The organism is Anoxybacteroides rupiense, from assembly GCF_014196195.1.
Classification (GTDB): domain Bacteria; phylum Bacillota; class Bacilli; order Bacillales; family Anoxybacillaceae; genus Anoxybacteroides; species Anoxybacteroides rupiense.
The window spans coordinates 242,736-260,956 of record NZ_JACIDF010000001.1 but is presented as its reverse complement, the minus strand read 5'-3'; the positions used below and the strand labels follow the sequence as shown (position 1 = coordinate 260,956).

The 18,221-nt window shown below is 43.7% G+C and carries 13 protein-coding genes and 2 pseudogenes; all 15 read left to right on the top strand.

Going from position 1 to position 18,221, the window contains the following annotated elements; genetic code table 11:
• Window positions 1–477: 477 nt before the first annotated feature.
• The 15 genes and pseudogenes from GGQ95_RS01175 (at window position 478) to GGQ95_RS01105 (ending at window position 17,977) form a co-directional block, all read left to right on the top strand.
• Window positions 478–735, top strand: coding sequence for a PTS sugar transporter subunit IIB (locus GGQ95_RS01175; RefSeq protein ID WP_255357498.1), 258 nt, complete (start codon window positions 478–480; stop codon window positions 733–735).
• A gap of 20 nt (window positions 736–755) precedes the next feature.
• Window positions 756–2,018, top strand: coding sequence for a PTS ascorbate transporter subunit IIC (gene ulaA / locus GGQ95_RS01170; protein ID WP_183186250.1), 1,263 nt, complete (start codon window positions 756–758; stop codon window positions 2,016–2,018).
• 281 nt (window positions 2,019–2,299) lie between these two features.
• A complete protein-coding gene (locus tag GGQ95_RS01165) occupies window positions 2,300–2,785 on the top strand; it encodes a PaaI family thioesterase (RefSeq protein WP_044745237.1) in 486 nt (161 codons plus the stop codon).
• Between the two features lie 150 nt (window positions 2,786–2,935).
• The gene (locus tag GGQ95_RS01160) at window positions 2,936–4,195 is read left to right on the top strand and encodes a PucR family transcriptional regulator (RefSeq protein WP_066147466.1); all 1,260 of its coding nucleotides are present in this window, start codon (window positions 2,936–2,938) and stop codon (window positions 4,193–4,195) included.
• 91 nt (window positions 4,196–4,286) lie between these two features.
• On the top strand, window positions 4,287–5,834 hold the full coding sequence (gene pruA, locus GGQ95_RS01155; protein WP_066147468.1) for an L-glutamate gamma-semialdehyde dehydrogenase: 1,548 nt from the start codon (window positions 4,287–4,289) through the stop codon (window positions 5,832–5,834).
• A gap of 11 nt (window positions 5,835–5,845) precedes the next feature.
• A complete protein-coding gene (locus GGQ95_RS01150; protein ID WP_066147471.1) occupies window positions 5,846–6,760 on the top strand; it encodes a proline dehydrogenase family protein in 915 nt (304 codons plus the stop codon).
• Between the two features lie 532 nt (window positions 6,761–7,292).
• On the top strand, window positions 7,293–8,513 hold the full coding sequence (locus GGQ95_RS01145; protein ID WP_183186249.1) for an MFS transporter: 1,221 nt from the start codon (window positions 7,293–7,295) through the stop codon (window positions 8,511–8,513).
• 497 nt (window positions 8,514–9,010) lie between these two features.
• The gene (gene speB / locus GGQ95_RS01140) at window positions 9,011–9,985 is read left to right on the top strand and encodes an agmatinase (protein WP_183186344.1); all 975 of its coding nucleotides are present in this window, start codon (window positions 9,011–9,013) and stop codon (window positions 9,983–9,985) included.
• A 302-nt stretch (window positions 9,986–10,287) separates the two neighbouring features.
• Window positions 10,288–11,634: an aspartate aminotransferase family protein gene (locus GGQ95_RS01135; protein ID WP_183186248.1), complete on the top strand. Its 1,347-nt coding sequence runs from the start codon at window positions 10,288–10,290 to the stop codon at window positions 11,632–11,634.
• A 40-nt stretch (window positions 11,635–11,674) separates the two neighbouring features.
• The gene (locus tag GGQ95_RS01130) at window positions 11,675–13,105 is read left to right on the top strand and encodes a sodium:solute symporter family protein (protein ID WP_066147477.1); all 1,431 of its coding nucleotides are present in this window, start codon (window positions 11,675–11,677) and stop codon (window positions 13,103–13,105) included.
• A gap of 340 nt (window positions 13,106–13,445) precedes the next feature.
• Window positions 13,446–13,772, top strand: coding sequence for a YnfA family protein (locus tag GGQ95_RS01125; protein ID WP_066147479.1), 327 nt, complete (start codon window positions 13,446–13,448; stop codon window positions 13,770–13,772).
• A 287-nt stretch (window positions 13,773–14,059) separates the two neighbouring features.
• On the top strand, window positions 14,060–14,479 hold the full coding sequence (locus GGQ95_RS01120; protein ID WP_183186247.1) for an LD-carboxypeptidase: 420 nt from the start codon (window positions 14,060–14,062) through the stop codon (window positions 14,477–14,479).
• Window positions 14,433–15,480: pseudogene (locus tag GGQ95_RS01115) on the top strand (Gfo/Idh/MocA family protein). Before GGQ95_RS01120 ends, GGQ95_RS01115 begins: the two are co-directional and overlap by 47 nt.
• A gap of 474 nt (window positions 15,481–15,954) precedes the next feature.
• Window positions 15,955–17,012: pseudogene (locus GGQ95_RS01110) on the top strand (Gfo/Idh/MocA family protein).
• Window positions 17,009–17,977, top strand: a complete 969-nt coding sequence (locus GGQ95_RS01105) for a sugar phosphate isomerase/epimerase family protein (protein ID WP_066147487.1) — start codon at window positions 17,009–17,011, stop codon at window positions 17,975–17,977. The pseudogene GGQ95_RS01110 and the gene GGQ95_RS01105 overlap by 4 nt, the downstream one beginning before the upstream one ends.
• The last annotated feature ends 244 nt before the right edge of the window (window positions 17,978–18,221 follow it).

The following is an 18,221-nucleotide window of genomic DNA, read 5'->3' as shown; positions in this document are numbered from 1 at the left end:
CATATTGAAAAGCGACGATGGATATGGCTGCATGTAATTGCATAACGGTTACATGACAAACCATCATCAAAAAAAGCAATCGGCCGGGGGATCTAACAAGGTGAAAACATCACGTACGTAAGGTCATCATTTGAGCAGCAGTAACCTCCCGTCTCTATTTAAAAGCGCTTTCATAATAGGCGGCGCTGTTAGGAAATAAAGGCGATCTTATCCGTTTATTTGCAGTGGATCACGCGCACTAGGTATGTGACTTTTGAAATGTATGGTAGATAAAATACAAGAATAATTTTGGGAAGGTCAGCAGTTTGCAGCTTGCTTTATGGCCCGTTTATGCGGCCAGGTCTGAACAACCGCCGCTTCTAGCAATCGATCAATGAAACGCTTAACCCTAACCATCGAGTTTCAGTTTCGAATGTGAAAAGGCGAAGTCCCGTTGCGTCTTTAGCAGACGAAAGGAGGTGAAAAGGATGAAAAAAAATTTTGGTGGTCTGCGGCAATAGGCTTGGCAGCAGCTTTATGATCGAGTTAAATGCGAAAAACTCTTTACAGGATCTGGGAATTGAGGCCGATGTGTCCCATACAGATTTAGCTGCAAGCAAAACCGAAAAAGCGGATCTGTACGTCGGTGCGAAGGATTTAATGGATGTCCTTGACGACGGAACAAGGGCAGTCGCTAAACTAGCCAATATTTTCGACATGCAAGAGTTGAAATCCGTCTTACAGCAGTATGTATAAACAACAAGGGGGAGAGGCGGATGTTAGATTTATTAATGAAGGATATTTTGGGATCACCAGCCATTTTAGTGGGGTTGTTCGCGTTTTTGGGGCTTGTGCTGCAAAAAAAGCGTGTTTCTGACATTATTTCAGGAACGTTAAAAACCATTATGGGATTTATTCTTCTCAACGGCGGTGCCGCGATTCTGATCCAATCACTTGATGCGTTTGGCAAATTATTTGAAAAAGCTTTTGCGATTCAAGGGGTCATTCCGAATAATGAAGCGATTGTCGCAATTGCCCAGCAAACATTTGGCAAAGAAACGGCGCTCATTATGCTGTTTGGGATGATTGTCAACCTGCTTCTTGCTCGGTTTACCCGTTTTAAATACATTTTTTTAACTGGACATCATACGTTATTTATGGCTTGCTTAATTTCAGCAGTGCTGGCAACAAGCGGTGTTGCTGGAACTCTTCTTGTCGTGATCGGTTCGATTATTCTCGGCGCCTTGATGGTATTCATGCCGGCCCTGCTTCAGCCATATATGCGTCAAGTGACCGGGACAGATCAAGTTGCTTTAGGGCATTTTGGATCTGTCGGATATTTTGCGTCTGCATGGATCGGCAAGCGCTTTGGCAATAAAGCGCGCTCTACTGAGGATTTGCGCGTACCAAGATCGTTGAGCTTTTTGCGTGATACGTCCGTAGCGATGTCGCTGACGATGACGATCTTATTTCTGATTGTTGTACCATTGGCGGGCAAAGAGTTCGTTGAAACACAGTTAAGCGGCGGCGTCAATTTTCTTGTTTTCTCGTTAATGCAAGGAATTACATTTGCTGCTGGCGTATATGTGGTGCTTGCTGGAGTGCGGATGTTAATTGCCGAGATTGTTCCCGCTTTTAAAGGGATTGCCGATAAAGTCGTAAACAATGCCAAGCCTGCTCTCGATTGTCCGACTGTATTTCCTTATGCACCAAATGCCGTCATTATTGGCTTTTTATCAAGCTTTGTTGCTGGAATGATTTCCATGCTTATTTTGCCGGCTGTCGGTTTAAAGGTAATCGTGCCTGGACTGATTCCCCACTTTTTCACAGGAGCAGCAGCAGGTGTCTTTGGAAATGCTACAGGAGGCAGACGCGGAGCTATTTTGGGGGCTTTTGTCAACGGACTTCTCATTTCGTTCTTGCCGGCGCTTCTTTTGCCAGTTCTTGGGTCGCTAGGGTTTGAAAACACGACATTTGGTGATTCAGACTTTGGTATTGTTGGTATTTTATTGAGCTATTTGATTAAATGGTTTTCGTAAAAAATATCAATCGGTTAAAGGGCTGGCTTACGTTGTGTATCAACGTAAGCCAGCCCTTTTATTAGCCGTTTGCTCTGCAAGACTTACAACTTTGTGAACTTTGATAAAAAATGTGTGTAGCAGATTTCATTCAACGTGAGCAGAAGGGGCCCATTTTTGGAAACAAAGAAGATGACTTCCCATAGGAGCAGCTGACAAACGAAAAATGTACGTCTAAAGATGAATGGAGATTGCTCTGTCTATAGCCGCTCGGCTATACTTAATGGAAAGGGGGAGAGAAGATGGAAGAAAAGGTTGTAAACGCGATTCAAGATGAATATCCGGATGATTTTGCTTGGTGTTATGGCTGCGGTCGTCTTAATGAAAAAGGCCATCATTTTCGGACGGGATGGCAAGGGGAACAAACAGTGACTATTTATACACCGCGTCCAGAGCATACAGCAATTCCGGGATTTGTATATGGCGGGCTGCTCGCGTCCTTAATTGATTGCCACGGAACCGGTTCAGCAGCATTGGCCCTGCATCGTAAAAATGGCTATGAGCCCGGAGATGGCACAGCCCCGCCGCGGTTTGTAACCGCTTCTTTAAATGTGCAATTTCTGAAGCCCACTCCACAGGGGGTACCGCTCAAAGCGATCGGCACGGTGGAGGAAATACATCCGAAAAAATGGAGAGTGCAGACAGAAGTTTATGCAAATGATGTTCTTTGCGCGCAAGGAGAAGTGATTGCGGTCGTCATGCCAAAGACATTTTTGCCGTCTTCGTGATGCCAACGAATGCCAAAACGCCTGCTGTTTCACTAGAACAGGCGTTTTTTACTGCTAACACAAATGTCGCAAGCATGCAAGTGTATATTGTAAATCAATGAAAGTGTACATACTATCAAAAGGGGTTTTAATGAAGGGAGAATCGTCTGTATGGATGGATCCAAACAAGAGTCACAATGGAATGAAAAAGAGTTTGCTTCTCTTCATGAATTAGCTGATTTTGTCTCCGCCCATGTTCAATGTCCAGTGACCATTGAATCACGTGATTTGGAACTGATGGCTTATAGCGGAAACCACAACGAACCGGATGCGGTGCGCATGAATACCATTTTAAGCAAACGGGCCGCGGCCCATGTTGTCCATTATTTGCATGAAAGTGGTTGGCTTCAGCGCATTGAAGAGGCGAGTGGAGTCGTTAAAATCCCAACATTGACAGAAATTGGACTTGGCCCTCGCACGGTCGCCTGCATCAAAAGCGGGAAAAAAATTTATGGATATTTATGGGTTCAGGAAGCCAGTGACGCATTTGCGGAGGAACATCAGTCTTTTTTGGTGGAGGCGGCGAAGAAAGCGGCGGAATGGTTTGAACAACAAATGAGTGTGACTCGTAAGCGGCAGAAGGAAATGGAACGGATATTGATGAGCTTCATTCGAGAAGGAGCCCCAAGTGACCAAGCTGTAAAGATTGAAGCAGAACTGAGAGGAATCAAACTGCCAAAGGAGTTTGTTGTCGTTCTGTTTCGGGTTTTGCGGTCCGATAGGAAGGAAATCATTCGCCATTATATTATTTTTAGCATGAATGCGTTAAGTGGCTCCACCTTTTTGATCGAAAATCATGAGCAGTTGATTTGCATCATTGGAAATCCCTCTGTTTCCTCTCATACAGCTTTGGACCAAGCTCGGCTGCTGCTTGAAAAATTAGAGAAGGAGTTTCACTGTGATTTACAGCGGGATGTCCTTGTGGGAATCGGCAAAGAGTATCGCAGATTAAAGGATCTGAGACAAAGCTATACAGAAGCAACTGAGGTGATACATATTAAAACGCGACTTCATGAACCGCTTGGCCATTTTTATGAGGAGTTAGGGATTTATCGGCTGCTTCCGGCCATATATGCGCAGCATAAGCGGCAGCGCTATCAAAACGAACAATTGCAGAAATTGAAAAGATATGATATGGAAAATCAAACGACGCTTATCCAAACATTGAAGCAGTATCTTAAAAATGATGGAAAAATTAAAGAAACAGCAGAGGACTTATACATACATCCTAACACATTGCATTATCGAATCAAGCGCATTCAAGCGATTACTGGCATTGATTTTGCTGATTTTGAACAACGAATGATGTTATACATTGATCTCCTCCTTCTCCAATATAAGGATGATATTGTGTTCGACACACAAATATAAGGCTTGATCATTATACCGGAGAAACAAAGAATCTTCTGAATGTATCCATTATAATGAATCATATAAGCTGATCAAGAAGGGGACGATGAGAATGGCTGTACCGTATAAGCATGAGCCGTTTACCGATTTTTCTGTTGAGCAAAATCGGCAAGTATTTCAAGCAGCATTAACCGATGTTCAATCGAAGCTTGGACAAGAATATCCGCTTGTGATTGGGACGCAACGCGTAACTACAGAAGAAAAAATAATTTCGCGCAATCCGGCGAACAAGGCAGAGATTGTCGGCATGGTTTCAAAGGCGACGAAGCAATGGGCGGATAAAGCGATGGAAGCAGCGCTCCAAGCGTTTGAAACATGGCGAAATGAACCTGTTGAAGCACGTGCGCACATTTTATTTCGAGCAGCGGCTATTTTACGCAGAAGAAAGCATGAGTTTTCCGCGCTTTTAGTAAAAGAAGTCGGAAAGCCTTGGAAAGAGGCGGATGCTGATACGGCAGAAGCGATTGATTTTCTGGAGTATTACGCGCGCCAAATGATGAATTTACAGCGCGGCATCCCTGTGGAGAGTCGTCCTGGTGAGCACAATACGTTTCATTATATTCCGCTAGGGGTCGGGCTTATTATCTCTCCATTTAATTTCCCGTTGGCGATTATGGCTGGCACGACTGTAGCGGCTATCGTAACAGGAAATACGGTTATTTTGCGCCCGTCGGACCGTGCGCCTGTCGTGGCTGCGAAATTTGTCGAAATGATGGAGGAAGCAGGGCTGCCAGCTGGGGTACTAAACTATTTGCCAGGCGGCGAAGCGGAGGTTGGCGAATATTTAGTCGAGCATCCAAAGATGCGTTTTATTTCGTTTACTGGTTCACGAGCTGTTGGTTGCCGCATTTACGAACGAGCAGCGATCGTTCAGCCTGGACAGAAATGGCTTAAGCGAGTGATTGCCGAGATGGGTGGAAAAGATGCGATCATTGTGGATCGAGAAGCCGATCTTGAATTAGCGGCACAGTCTATTGTTGCATCGGCTTTTGGCTTTTCCGGACAAAAATGTTCAGCCTGTTCACGGGCGATTATCGTTGAAGATGTGTACGAACAAGTGTTAAACCGCGTGGTCGAGCTGACAAAACAGCTAAAGGTGGGGAATCCAGAAGAGCAGAGCATATTTATGGGACCGGTTATCGATCAAGCGTCATTTGACAAAATTATGGGATATATCGAGATTGGCAAGCAAGAAGGCAGACTGATGGCTGGAGGAGAAGGAGACGATTCAACAGGATTTTTTATCCAGCCAACGATTTTTGCTGATGTCCACCCAAGCGCACGGATTATGCAGGAAGAAATTTTTGGTCCAGTTGTCGCTTTTACGAAGGCAAAGGACTTTGACCATGCGCTTGAAATAGCAAATCATACGGAATATGGATTAACAGGAGCTGTCATCTCGAAAAATCGTGCCCATCTTGAAAAAGCTCGTGAGGAGTTCCATGTTGGCAATCTTTACTTTAATCGCGGCTGTACAGGTGCGATTGTCGGTTATCAGCCGTTTGGCGGCTTTAATATGTCAGGAACCGATTCAAAAGCAGGGGGCCCTGATTATTTAATTCTTCATATGCAAGCAAAAACCGTAAGTGAGGCGTTTTAGGAGGAAAGACGATGTTAGCACAAATCTCAAAAAATATTTTTCTATATGCTTCGCAAAGCAAAGCATTAAATAAAGCAGCTAAAAAATGGGGGCTCCGGTTTGGAGCTTCCCAAGTTGTCGCTGGTGAGACGATTGAAAGCGCTATTGCTAAAGTGAAAGAGCTGAATGAAAAAGGGCTTGTTTGTACGCTTGACCATTTAGGCGAGTTTGTTTCGAGCCGAGAAGAGGCGATTGAGGCGACAGAATATAATGTGAGAACGCTAGAGGCCATTCATAAAGCGGGGGTCAACAGCAATCTCTCTGTTAAACTGACACAACTGGGGCTTGATATTGATTGGCATTTTTGCCTTGACAATATGAAAAGAATTATGGAAACCGCTAAGCGGTGCAATAACTTTGTGCGCATTGACATGGAAGATTCCGCTCATTGTCAGGCGACATTAGATATTTTGCATGAATTGCGCAAAACGTATGACAATGTAGGAACAGTCATTCAGGCCTATTTATATCGCGCGGAGCAAGATGTCAAAGATTTAAAAGGAGTCTCTCTTCGCTTAGTAAAAGGTGCTTACAAAGAACCACCTGAGGTGGCTTATCAGGATAAACAGGAAGTAGATGCCAATTACATGAACATTATTCAACAGCATTTATTAAGCGGAAGCTACACGGCCATTGCTTCACATGACCATAACATTATTGCGAAAGTGAAGCAATTTGCTAAAGAGAACAATATTCCGCGCGACCAATTTGAATTTCAAATGTTGTACGGATTCCGCACCGACATGCAGCAACAGCTTGTGGCTGAAGGATATAAAATGCGTGTATATATTCCGTTTGGCAACGACTGGTTCGGCTACTTTATGCGCCGCCTAGCGGAACGACCACAAAATGTCGCGTTTGCGTTAAAAGGGTTTTTTGGCAAATAAATCGTGAATAGTTGCTTTTCGGAACAGAAAGAACGCAAAAAAAAACGGCTGCTGCGCCATGACTAGGCATGGTGCAGCAGCCGTTTTTTGTGTATGTATTTAGTTAACATGGGCTTCATGAGACTCAGCTAGAGCATCCTTGCTTTTTCTCACACTGGCTGTTGCATGTGTTCGATCGCTGTTCACACCATTTCGCCTGTCATTTCTCAGGGAATGACAAAAAAGCGATCCCTTCACCAAACAAGCTAAGTGCAGCGGCGGCACTTAAGCATGGTATGCTTCTTCAAGAAGTAGTGCCAGCTATCATTTCGTATACATAAGCATTTTTGTATATGTATATCATCACGATAATGACGAGAGGAACATCATAGAAGGTTTCTAAAGCTTCATGCCTAGATGTTAATTTGGAAAGGAAATGCTAAATAATTGAAACATTTGTTAAAAGGAGTATAATGGTAGCTGATGCCTCTCTGTCATTGGTCAGGGAGACTTCTTAGGGAAATGCTTAAATTAATAGAAAGGGAGAGAAAAGATGTATACAAGTGCTCAGCAGGCTGCTCCTGTTCGGATGACAGTCTATCCTATTTTGATTGCCATCAGCATGGGCCATTTGCTTAATGATGCCATGCAGGCCGTTGTCCCTGCGCTGTTTCCGATTTTGGAATCATCGATGAATTTATCGTATATGCAAATTGGTTGGATTGCGTTTACCTTGAATATGACCTCTTCGGTTCTTCAGCCTGTTGTTGGCTTATTTACGGACCGGCGTCCTTCCTCATACTTTCTGCCGCTTGGAATGGCTGCGAGCCTGTTGGGAATGGTCGGTTTGGCGCTGTCGCCTAGCTTTCTCTTTGTTTTATTATCGGTATTATTAGTAGGGCTTGGTTCTGCCGTGTTCCATCCGGAGGGAGCAAGGGTGGTCTATTTTGCAGCAGGAGAGAGACGAGGGTTTGCCCAATCGATTTATCAGGTAGGAGGAAATACAGGAAATGCTCTTTCTCCATTGTTTACGGCTCTTATTTTTGTACCGTTTGGCCAAAAAGGGGCCGGATGGTTTACAATGGTGGCACTGCTGGGCATTATGATATTATCTCGCGTATCACGGTGGTATTCTCATAAACTAGAACAGCGAGAGAAAGACCGTGCCCAAAAAACAGTGGTAAAATTGGAAGGGCAAGAGCGGCGACGCGTTCTCTTTGCTTTAATTCTATTAATCTTTTTAGTGTTTACTCGCTCTTGGTATTCGGCCGGTATTTCCAACTATTATCAGTTTTATTTGACTCAATATTACCATATTTCGATACGAGAAGCGCAGCTGTACTTATTTATTTTTATGATCGCTGGAGCGATTGGCACATTTGTTGGCGGCCCGCTTGCCGATCGATTTGGAAAGAAGAATTTAATGCTGTTTTCTACAGTCGGTACCGCTCCGTTCGCCTTGCTGCTTCCGCATCTTCCGCTCGGATGGGCGCTGCCTGCGCTCTTTTTAGCTGGCTTTATTTTATCACTTAGCTTCTCAACTTTTGTCGTGTATGCACAAGAGCTGCTTCCGGGAAATGTCGGAATGGCCTCTGGATTAATTGTTGGTCTTGCGTTTGGAATGGGAGCGTTAGGCGCGGTCGTACTTGGTAAAATTGCCGATACATACACGCTTAAATCGTTGATGTGGATGTGCAGCTTTTTACCACTGCTCGGAGTGTTGACTTATTGGCTGCCGAAAGATAAAGGCCGGTCGGCAGCTTTGGGGCATTAAGAGCAGGAAAGTTGTGAAAAAGCTGAAGGGTGAGGAAGAATCCTAGACAATAAAGGCGGTTCGTAAGCTTCTGCTTGCGAGCCGCCTTTTGCTGTTTGTTGCTCGTTTCATGCCATCTTTCGCTCTTTCCATTTTAGCGGCGCAAATCCAGTATGGCTGATTTTCGCTATATTATTCACAAATCTAGATCGAATGCCCATGGTATCTAAACGTCATGGCAAGACGGAACGAATCGTGTCTACAACAAAAAGACTGGGCATGGGTGTGACAAAGGACGTTGAAAAAGGCCAAGCTCCATATGGATGCAAATGCTTACATATCAAGCGGCATCGATTATCCCCCCGCTTGATTTTGTAACGTTTGTCTATAACGATAACAAAATGAGGGTAGCTAGTCAAAATATTTCCATTAGCCTTGCCGCGACCGTCCATTTTCCACAGCTCGTTCGTTCTATTTTCAAGCTGCATTTATATATTTTTATAAAGGGAGGGGTTTGTGTGTATCAACCAAAAGATTCATCGCAATCGCCACGCTTTTGTGGCGTTCGCACATTTATGCGGCTAGAGCATGTTCGCACAACGGATAACGTTGATTTTGCGGTGCTTGGTGTTCCGTTTGATACGGCTGCTTCTAATCGAACGGGACAGCGATACGGTCCGCAACACATTCGAAATTTCTCAGTACTGCTTCGTCCGTATAATCCAGATATGGAGATTGATATTTTTCAATACTGCTCTGGAATCGATTATGGTGATATAGATGTTGTTCCTGGAAATGCGCTGCGGACATATGGTCGGATTGTCAAGGAATTGCGTCCTCTTTTGCAAAAAAATATTATTCCCATTATGATGGGCGGAGATCATTCCATCACATTAGGACATTTGCGGGCATTTTATGAACGTTTTGGGCCGATCGCGCTTGTTCATTTTGATTCGCATGGAGATACATGGGACCATTACTATGGAGAGAAGTATATGCATGGTACGCCGTTTCGCCGGGCTGTAGAAGAGGGATTGCTCGATGTGGATCACTCCATTCAAGTCGGTATGCGCGGACCGCTCTATAGCGCAGATGATATCGAGGATGCACGCCGCCTCGGCTTTGAAGTGATTCCGATGAAGGAAGTTCGAAAAACAGGCTTTTCTGAAGTGATAGATCGCATTCATCAACGAGTGGGAGATCGGCCTGTTTTTGTTTCTTATGACATTGATTTTGTTGATCCGGCATTTGCTCCTGGAACCGGTACACCGGAAGTAGGAGGGCCTACAAGTTATGAAGCGCTCGAATATGTGAGAGGACTTGATGGTTTAAACATCGTTGGTTTTGATCTAGTTGAAGTATTGCCTTCATACGATCAGGGCGAAATTACGGCTGTGCTGGCCTCCGCCATTATTTATGAAATGATCACACTCATCGCTTTAAAGAAAAGGCGATCGCATCAAGAGAGACGATCTGGCGTTGCTAGACAATGAAAGGGATGCGGAACAGAAGGATAAAAGGCCCTTTAGCTGGGGCGCCTGATTTTGAGTGGTCGGCAAGAATGAACTTGAAACCTAGGAAAAGCGTGTATTCAGCCAGCATCTAAAGCCCAGTTGATGCAATCATGAACGAGCGGTTGAAGGGATGGCGGATCATCGGCCCTTTCGCTTGAAAGCAACAGGATGGATCAGCATCCTGCAAATGTGGTTGAGAACATTCCTTCCGCGCTGTGTACTGGTATCATCATAGCGGGTTATGAATAAACAAATTTCATTCGCACAAGGGGAGAAAAAAGATGAGAGAAAGCAATTGGATTCATCTATTTCAACAAATGCCGGATTTGCTTGCGCCAACGATGGCAAAAGATCATCCGAATTTGCCAGTTGTAAAGGAGGAAGGCTGCTATTATTACGGGGTGGATGGAAAAAAATATCTTGATTTTACTTCCGGGATCGCCGTAACAAACATTGGCCACCGTCACCCGAAAGTAGTACAGGCGATTAAAGATGCGGCAGACCGTCTGCTGCATGGACCGAGCGGGGTCATCATGTATGAGTCTATTCTTCGTTTGGCCAAAGAGCTCACACCGATTATGCCTGAAGGATTAAACTGTTTCTTTTTTGCTAATAGCGGAACGGAAGCGATTGAAGGAGCGATGAAGCTGGCCAAGCATGTTACGAGACGTCCGTATGTGATATCGTTTACAGGCTGTTTCCACGGGCGTTCCTTAGGATCGCTTAGCGTCAGCACCTCCAAAAGCAAATATCGCCAATATTTGCAGCCAAACGGATTGACGTATCAGCTGCCATACGCGAATCCGAAAACGTGTCCAGACGGTGAAGATCCGGATGTTTATTTGGCTCGTCAACTAGAGAAAGAAGCTGCAGCTTTATTTGCTCATCAAGTGACCCCGGAAGAAGTAGCGTGCATGATTTTAGAACCGGTATTGGGAGAGGGAGGATATATTGTTCCCCCAAAAGGATGGCTTCATAAAGTAAGAGAAATTTGTGACCGACATGGAATTTTGCTTATTTTTGACGAAGTGCAAACAGGATTTGGACGCACGGGGGAATGGTTTGCCGCACAAACATTTGACGTTGTTCCAGATATTATGGCTATTGCGAAAGGAATCGCTTCAGGTCTTCCGCTAAGTGCAACGGTGGCTTCTAAAGAGCTGATGCAGCAATGGCCGCTAGGAAGTCACGGAACAACATTTGGCGGCAATCCGATTGCCTGCGAGGCAGCGCTGGCGACATTAGAAGTATTCAAGGAAGAAAACGTGCTGGAAAATTGCCGGATTGTTGGACAATATGCTCGTGAACGGTTGGATGAGCTCAAAGAAAAACACGCTGTGATTGGCGAGGTGCGCTCGATCGGATTGATGATTGGCATTGAAATCGTTGATCCAATGACAGGGGAACCAAATGGAGAGGGGGTGATGAATATTTTAAATCGCTGTCTGCAAAAAGGGGTTCTTTTCTATTTATGCGGAAATCAAGGAGAAGTTATTCGCATGATTCCACCGCTGACTGTGACGAAGGAGCAGATTGATGATGGCTTGCGCTTGCTGGCCGAGGCGTTAACGGAGTATGAAAACGAAATGGGCTTCCGCTCATTTGAAGCTAAAATGACAGGCAGATAGCGGCGGGTTTCTTGATGAAAACAAGAATGGGGGAATCGGGATGAGCGTCCTTGATACAGGTGTTATTTTGGCTTATTTTCTTCTTTTAATCGTCGTGGGGATTTTAGGAGCGAAAAAAGCGAAAACGGCGGAAGATTACGCGCTTGCAGGCAGAAATCTTGGTTTGTTTATTTACCTTGGTTGTTTATCCGCCGTCATTCTTGGCGGCGCTTCAACGATTGGCACGGCCAAATTGGGGTATCAATTTGGGCTTTCAGGCATGTGGTTTGTCTTTATGATTGGTCTGGGCATCACACTATTAGGCTTGTTTTTTATTAGGCAGATTTACGGAGCGAACGTTACGACGATAAGTGAATTGCTAGGAAGGCGCTACAATCAAGAAGCTCGTTTAATCAGCGCGATTGTGGCGGCGATTTATACCTTAATGGTTTCTGTTACGCAGGTGATCGGAATGGGTAGCATTATACACGCGGTGCTCGGTTGGCCTATGACGACCTCCATGCTTGTGGGAGGTGGCATCGTCCTATTTTATACGATCCTCGGCGGAATGTGGAGTGTAACGATGACAGATATTATTCAGTTTCTTGTGATGACCATCGGCATCTTTTTCATTATGCTGCCGATGAGCTTATCTCGCGTCGGCGGATGGGAGGCGCTCTCTCAACAGCTTTCGGCTTCTCATTTTGATTTTACCTCCATCGGATGGTCCAGCATTTTTCAATACTTTCTATTATATACATTAGGAATGATCGTTTCTCAAGATATTTGGCAGCGAGTATTTACAGCACGAACCACGAAAATCGCTCGAGGCGGAGCGGTGTATGCCGGGGTGTACAGCATTGCGTATGCGTTAGCTTTAAGTATCATTGGCATGTGTGCAGTGATTGTCTTTCCAACCATTAGTGATCCGCAAAATGTATTTGCCAGCATGTCGCTCGCTATTCTTCCACATGGGTTATTAGGTCTCATTTTAGCAAGCGTGTGTTCTGCGCTCATGTCTACCGCCTCAGGAACGCTGCTCGCTTCCTCGACACTGATCTCACACGATATTTTGAAGCAATATTGGCTAAAAAATATGAGCGACCAGCATGTTGTACGATTATCGCGGATCATTACCCTTGTGGTCGGTGTGATCGCCATAATCTTTGCCATTTGGATTCAAGATGTGCTCGTTGCTCTTGACGTGGCTTATGCGATTTTATCAGGTGCCATTTTCGTCCCTGTTATTCTTGGTTTCTTTTGGAAAAAGGCAACAGCGAAAGCAGGGCTGTATTCGATGGTTATTAGCTCACTTGTCGTATTTGCTGGTTTAGCGTTAGAAGGCCTCAGCTCGACGAAACCGATTATGTATGGCATCGTAGCCAGCATCGTATCGATGATTCTATTTTCCTATTGGCGTCCGGCTTCTCATCTTCAGCCCGATCATCAAGTGGTCATCGAAGAATGGGAAGACGAGCAAAAAGTGCTATGAGAAGGCAAACCGTATAAAACAAGCCGGCTTTTATGGAAGCTATGTGCCCGGCTCTCTGTTTGAAAAAAGATGCTGAGATTTAGCATCTTTTTATTTTATTGTCCATATTGATCATCGGCAAAAGAAAGTGGAAGTGTTAAGGAAATCGACGATCGTCGATTCTCTGTATTTTATCAAGCGATCATATAAAATAAACGTTTGATCGTTTATAATGATATAAATGAGAAATGAAGACATTGTCTATAAAAAGAAAATAGAGAACAGGACATCTTGCTGTCTTTGCGAGAGAAGATATCGCTGTGCTTTTTGAATTTTAGGGATGGAAAAGGAAGGAATACATATGTTTGTAGCGATCGTTCTATTTGTTCTGGCGGGATTAGCGGAAATTGGCGGAGGATATTTAGTTTGGCTGTGGCTTCGTGAAGACAAGCCAATGATATATGGAATGCTGGGAGGCCTACTTCTTGTTCTTTATGGGATTATTCCAACTTTACAGCAATTTCCGAATTTCGGTAGAGTTTATGCGGCTTATGGGGGCATTTTTGTTGTACTTGCTGTTCTCTGGGGATGGGGAATGGATCGAAAAGTGCCTGATTCCTATGACCGGATGGGCATGCTTCTTTGTTTAGCTGGCGTAGCTGTCATGTTATGGGCACCAAGACAGTGACCATTTTTTGCTGACATCACTCGGTTTTTGTTTGCCGAACTTACTTTGTGAAAGGCATAGCTTCAAAGATCAGCTGCTTTATGTGTTATTATCAATTTAGTTATTTTTTACAAATGATAGAAATAGAACAAGAATCAAAGCCATTTGGTAATGTGCTATTAACATAGACGGGGAATATCTCGATAGAGCCAGTGGTTTTGCCCATATCATTCAAGATGAGGCTGGATAAAATGGATTGGAGTTTATCTGTTTGTATGTGTATTTTTACAAATAGGGAGGAGAAAAAAATGGCGTTGCGTCCTAACCGATTGCGTCCTGGAGATACCATTGGCATTATTCCCCCTTCATCGGGGGTTGCGGCTTTATGTCCAAGACGGTTGCAAAGAGGGATCGCCGAATTAGAGAGACTAGGATTTAACGTTGCCGTTGGCAAGCATGCTCAAAAACAAAATGAATATATGGCAGGTACAGTGGAAGAGCGTCTAGAAGATTTACATGATATGTTTGCCAATCCGCGTATTCATGCCATTATGACTACTATTGGCGGCACTTGCTCTCATCAGCTGCTTGGGGAGCTGGATTATACTCTTATAAAGCACAATCCAATCTTAACGGAAGAGGTCCTAAACAACACCGATGTTTTAAGGAGGAATATTTGTGATGAAAAAATTGAAAGTCGGAGTAATTGGGTGTGGAAGTATTGCTAAACACCGCTATTTGACAGAATTTTCAAAAAAATGAACACGTAAACATTGTCGCTGTATGTGATAGTAATAAAGAACGCGCAGTCGAAATAGCTAAAAAATATCATGTAACACCTTATACAAATTATGAGGACCTTTTGTCAAATGAAGAAATTGATGCCATTAGTGTCTGTACGCCCAACTATTTACACGCCCCTATCTCTATTGCTGCCCTAAAAGCAGGGAAACACGTCCTATGTGAAAAGCCAATGGCGACAACAAAAGAAGAAGCTGAGGAAATGATTGAAGCTTCCAAACAAACTGGAAAGAAATTAATGATTGCCCATAATCAACGCTTTGTAAGCTCCCATGTGAAAGTCAAAGAGTTAATTGAAAAAGGAAAAATCGGAAAAATCTACAGTTTCCGCACAGCTTTCGGGCACCCTGGACCTGAAGGATGGAGCGCTGATGGAAGAGACAGTTGGTTCTTTAAAAAGGATCAGGCGGCAATGGGAGCAATGGGCGATTTAGGTGTCCATAAAGCGGACTTAATTCGCTTTTTACTTGGTGAAGAAATCATCGAAGTAGCCGCATTTGTCGAAACAATAGCAAAGGAACAAACAGATGTCGATGACAACGCCGTTTGCCTCTTAAAAACAGAGAGCGGCATTATCGGAACCTTAGCTGCTAGCTGGTCATACAACGGAAAAGAAGACAACTCAACCATCATTTATGGTGAAAAAGGAATTTTACGTTTAGAAGACGACCCAGACTATTCTTTAGTAGTCCAATACAAAAATGGAGAAGTGGTCAATTACAAGCTTAGTGCCATTCAATCCAATGAATAAGGTGGGCAAACAACATCTCACGTCATTGACCAATTTGTTGAAAGCATTCTAAACGACCAAGAACCGCCGATATCGGGAGAGGAAGGAATGAAATCTTTGCTAGTCATTCTTGCTGCGTTCGAAGCAGCCCAAGCAAAAAAAGTCGTACCACTAACATTGGAAAGAGTCAAACAATAAAAGATGTGGGGATCAAATCTCAGGGCGGGAAAAATCCATGTGTTGGGCTTATTTCAGGAGGGAAATCGCAGAGCAGCAGGATCAAGGCATGAAGCTGCGGAAAAAAGAACCTCACCTTCGAATAAAAGTGATAAAGCATTCAACGTGGCGGATAGGCATTATTCGAAAATCGTGAAAAAGGGTGCTGAAAACACGAAAACTAGTACTAAACCGCGATCAAAGCCGCAAAGCTGAAAGGAAAGTCCAGATCCGTAGTCAATGAGCTTCATTATCAAAAAATGTCAATTCGAAGCCGAATAGCAGCGCTTCAACCTCATACAAACTAGCCCGTAAAAGATATGAACCTAGAAATAAAGCGCCAACATATAAAACATGAGTGCCGTCCTTTTTATTTGAGAACAGGTTTGTTTGCTTAGTTGTCGAGCTTAACCGAACAAATTCATGAAACGAGACCAACGGCGAAGAGGTGTCACCATGAAAAAATTAAGAGTCGGCATGATTGGAGCAGGGGGAATCGCTACATTTTGCCATATTCCAGCATTTCAGCAATTAAATGAAGCAGCCGTCACGGCTGTTTGCGATGTAAACATCGATAAAGCAAAACAAGTACAAAACCAATTTCATATTCCACAAGTTTACGAGAATTATAAAGATATGCTGCCACATGTCGATGCCGTTGTCATTTGTACCCCGAATAAATTTCATAAGGAAATGACTATTGCGGCACTGGAAGCCGGCGTTCATGTTCTTTGTGAAAAGCCAATGGCGATGAATGCGAGTGAATGTGCGGAAATGATAAAAGCGAAAGAAAAGTCCGGGAAAATATTATGGATCGCCTACCACTATCGCTTTATGAAAGAAGCACAAGCAGCAAAAAAAGTGATCGATGAAGGTGAAATTGGTCATCCGCTCGTTGTCCGTGTCAAAGCATTACGGCGAAGAAAGGTTCCGGGATGGGCGTTTTTACCAATAAGGACTTGCAGGGTGGAGGGTGCCTCATCGATTACGGATGTCATCTATTAGACCTTGCTCTTTGGTTGATGGGAAATCCAAAAGTGAAAGAAGTCACAGGTGCCACCTATAACGTACTTAGTAAAATACTAAATCAAGTAAATGAATGGGGCAGCTTTAATCATGAAACATTCAATGTTGAAGATCATGCGACAGCCTACCTTCGTTTTCAAAATGGAACAAGCCTCCTTTTTGAAACATCATGGTCTGCTAACATTTCGAAAGATGAAGATACTCTTTCCATTTCTGGCGAAAAAGGCGGCTTAGACGTTTTTCCTTTTACCTTAAACTATGCGAAACATGGAATGCTGTTTAATAGTGTGGCTGCCTATATTCCCGAGGAAAAAGAGGAAGGGTTTTTACAGGCAAAAGCATTTGTGGAGGAGTGTCTTGGATTAAAAGAACCTTTAGTGAAACCAGAAGAAGCGATACAAGTTTCACATATAATCGATGTGATTTATGAAAGCAGTGAAAAAAGTAAAAGCATATTACAAATGGAGATGGGAGGAAGTTTGTCATGAAACTAGGCGTATTTACAGTGCTTTTTTCTAATAAATCGTTTACAGACATGCTCGATTACGTGAAAGAAGCAGGATTACACGCAGTCGAAATTGGAACAGGAAACTATCCAGGTTCTGCTCACTGCAACCTTGATGAATTATTAGAAAGCAAAGAAAAGCGCGAGCGCTACCTTAAGGAAGTAGCATCTCGTGGGCTCATGATCAGTGCATTTAGCTGTCATGGAAATCCCCTTTCTCCCGACCAAAAATTTGCGAAGCAATCCCATGAAACGTTTGTTAAAACCATTCAGCTTGCGGAGATGATGGAGGTTCCTGTTGTGAACTGTTTCTCTGGCGTTAGTGGTGACCATGAAAAGGCGAAATATCCAAACTGGCCGGTTGCCCCTTGGCCCAATGAATACAATGATATTTTAAAGTGGCAATGGGAAGAAAAGCTTATCCCATATTGGAAAGAGTGGGGGAAATTTGCTCAAGATCATAACGTTAAAATTGGTCTAGAATTGCACGGTGGCTTTTTAGTTCATTCACCATATACGATGTTAAAGCTTCGTGAGGAAACATGTGAAGCTGTAGGCGCAAACCTTGACCCAAGTCACCTTTGGTGGCAAGGGATTGACCCGGTAGCTGCGATTAAAATTTTAGGAAAAGAAAAGGCTATTCACTATTTTCATGCAAAAGACACCTATATTGATCCAGACAATGTCAATATGTATGGTTTAACGGACATGCAGCCATACGGTAATGTTCAAACAAGGTCCTGGACATTCCGGTCTGTTGGATGCGGTCATAGCCTTCAAGAATGGTCAGATATGATGAGTGCCCTTCGCACATACGGATATGATTACGTCGTCAGCATCGAACACGAAGATCCACTCATGTCGATTGAAGAGGGATTTAAACGCGCTGTCAGCAACTTAAAACAAGTCTTAATCGAAGACCAACCGACCAATATGTGGTGGGGGTAATGGGGGAGGGTGGACCTCTTTTATGAAGGCTTTTGCAAAATAATGGATGGCGCATACTTTAATGAGCAGCAAATATTTTCTAATTCATGAACCTCTCCTACCTCTACTCCGTTAAGAGGCGGGAGAGGTTCATTGTTGGACGTTTACTAGAAGGAAATTCGTGGAAAGAGGTATTATGTGATTTTATATCGTATATTATCGAAATAGCAAGTGGCAAAGCAGTCAATCATGAGAAGCATCATTT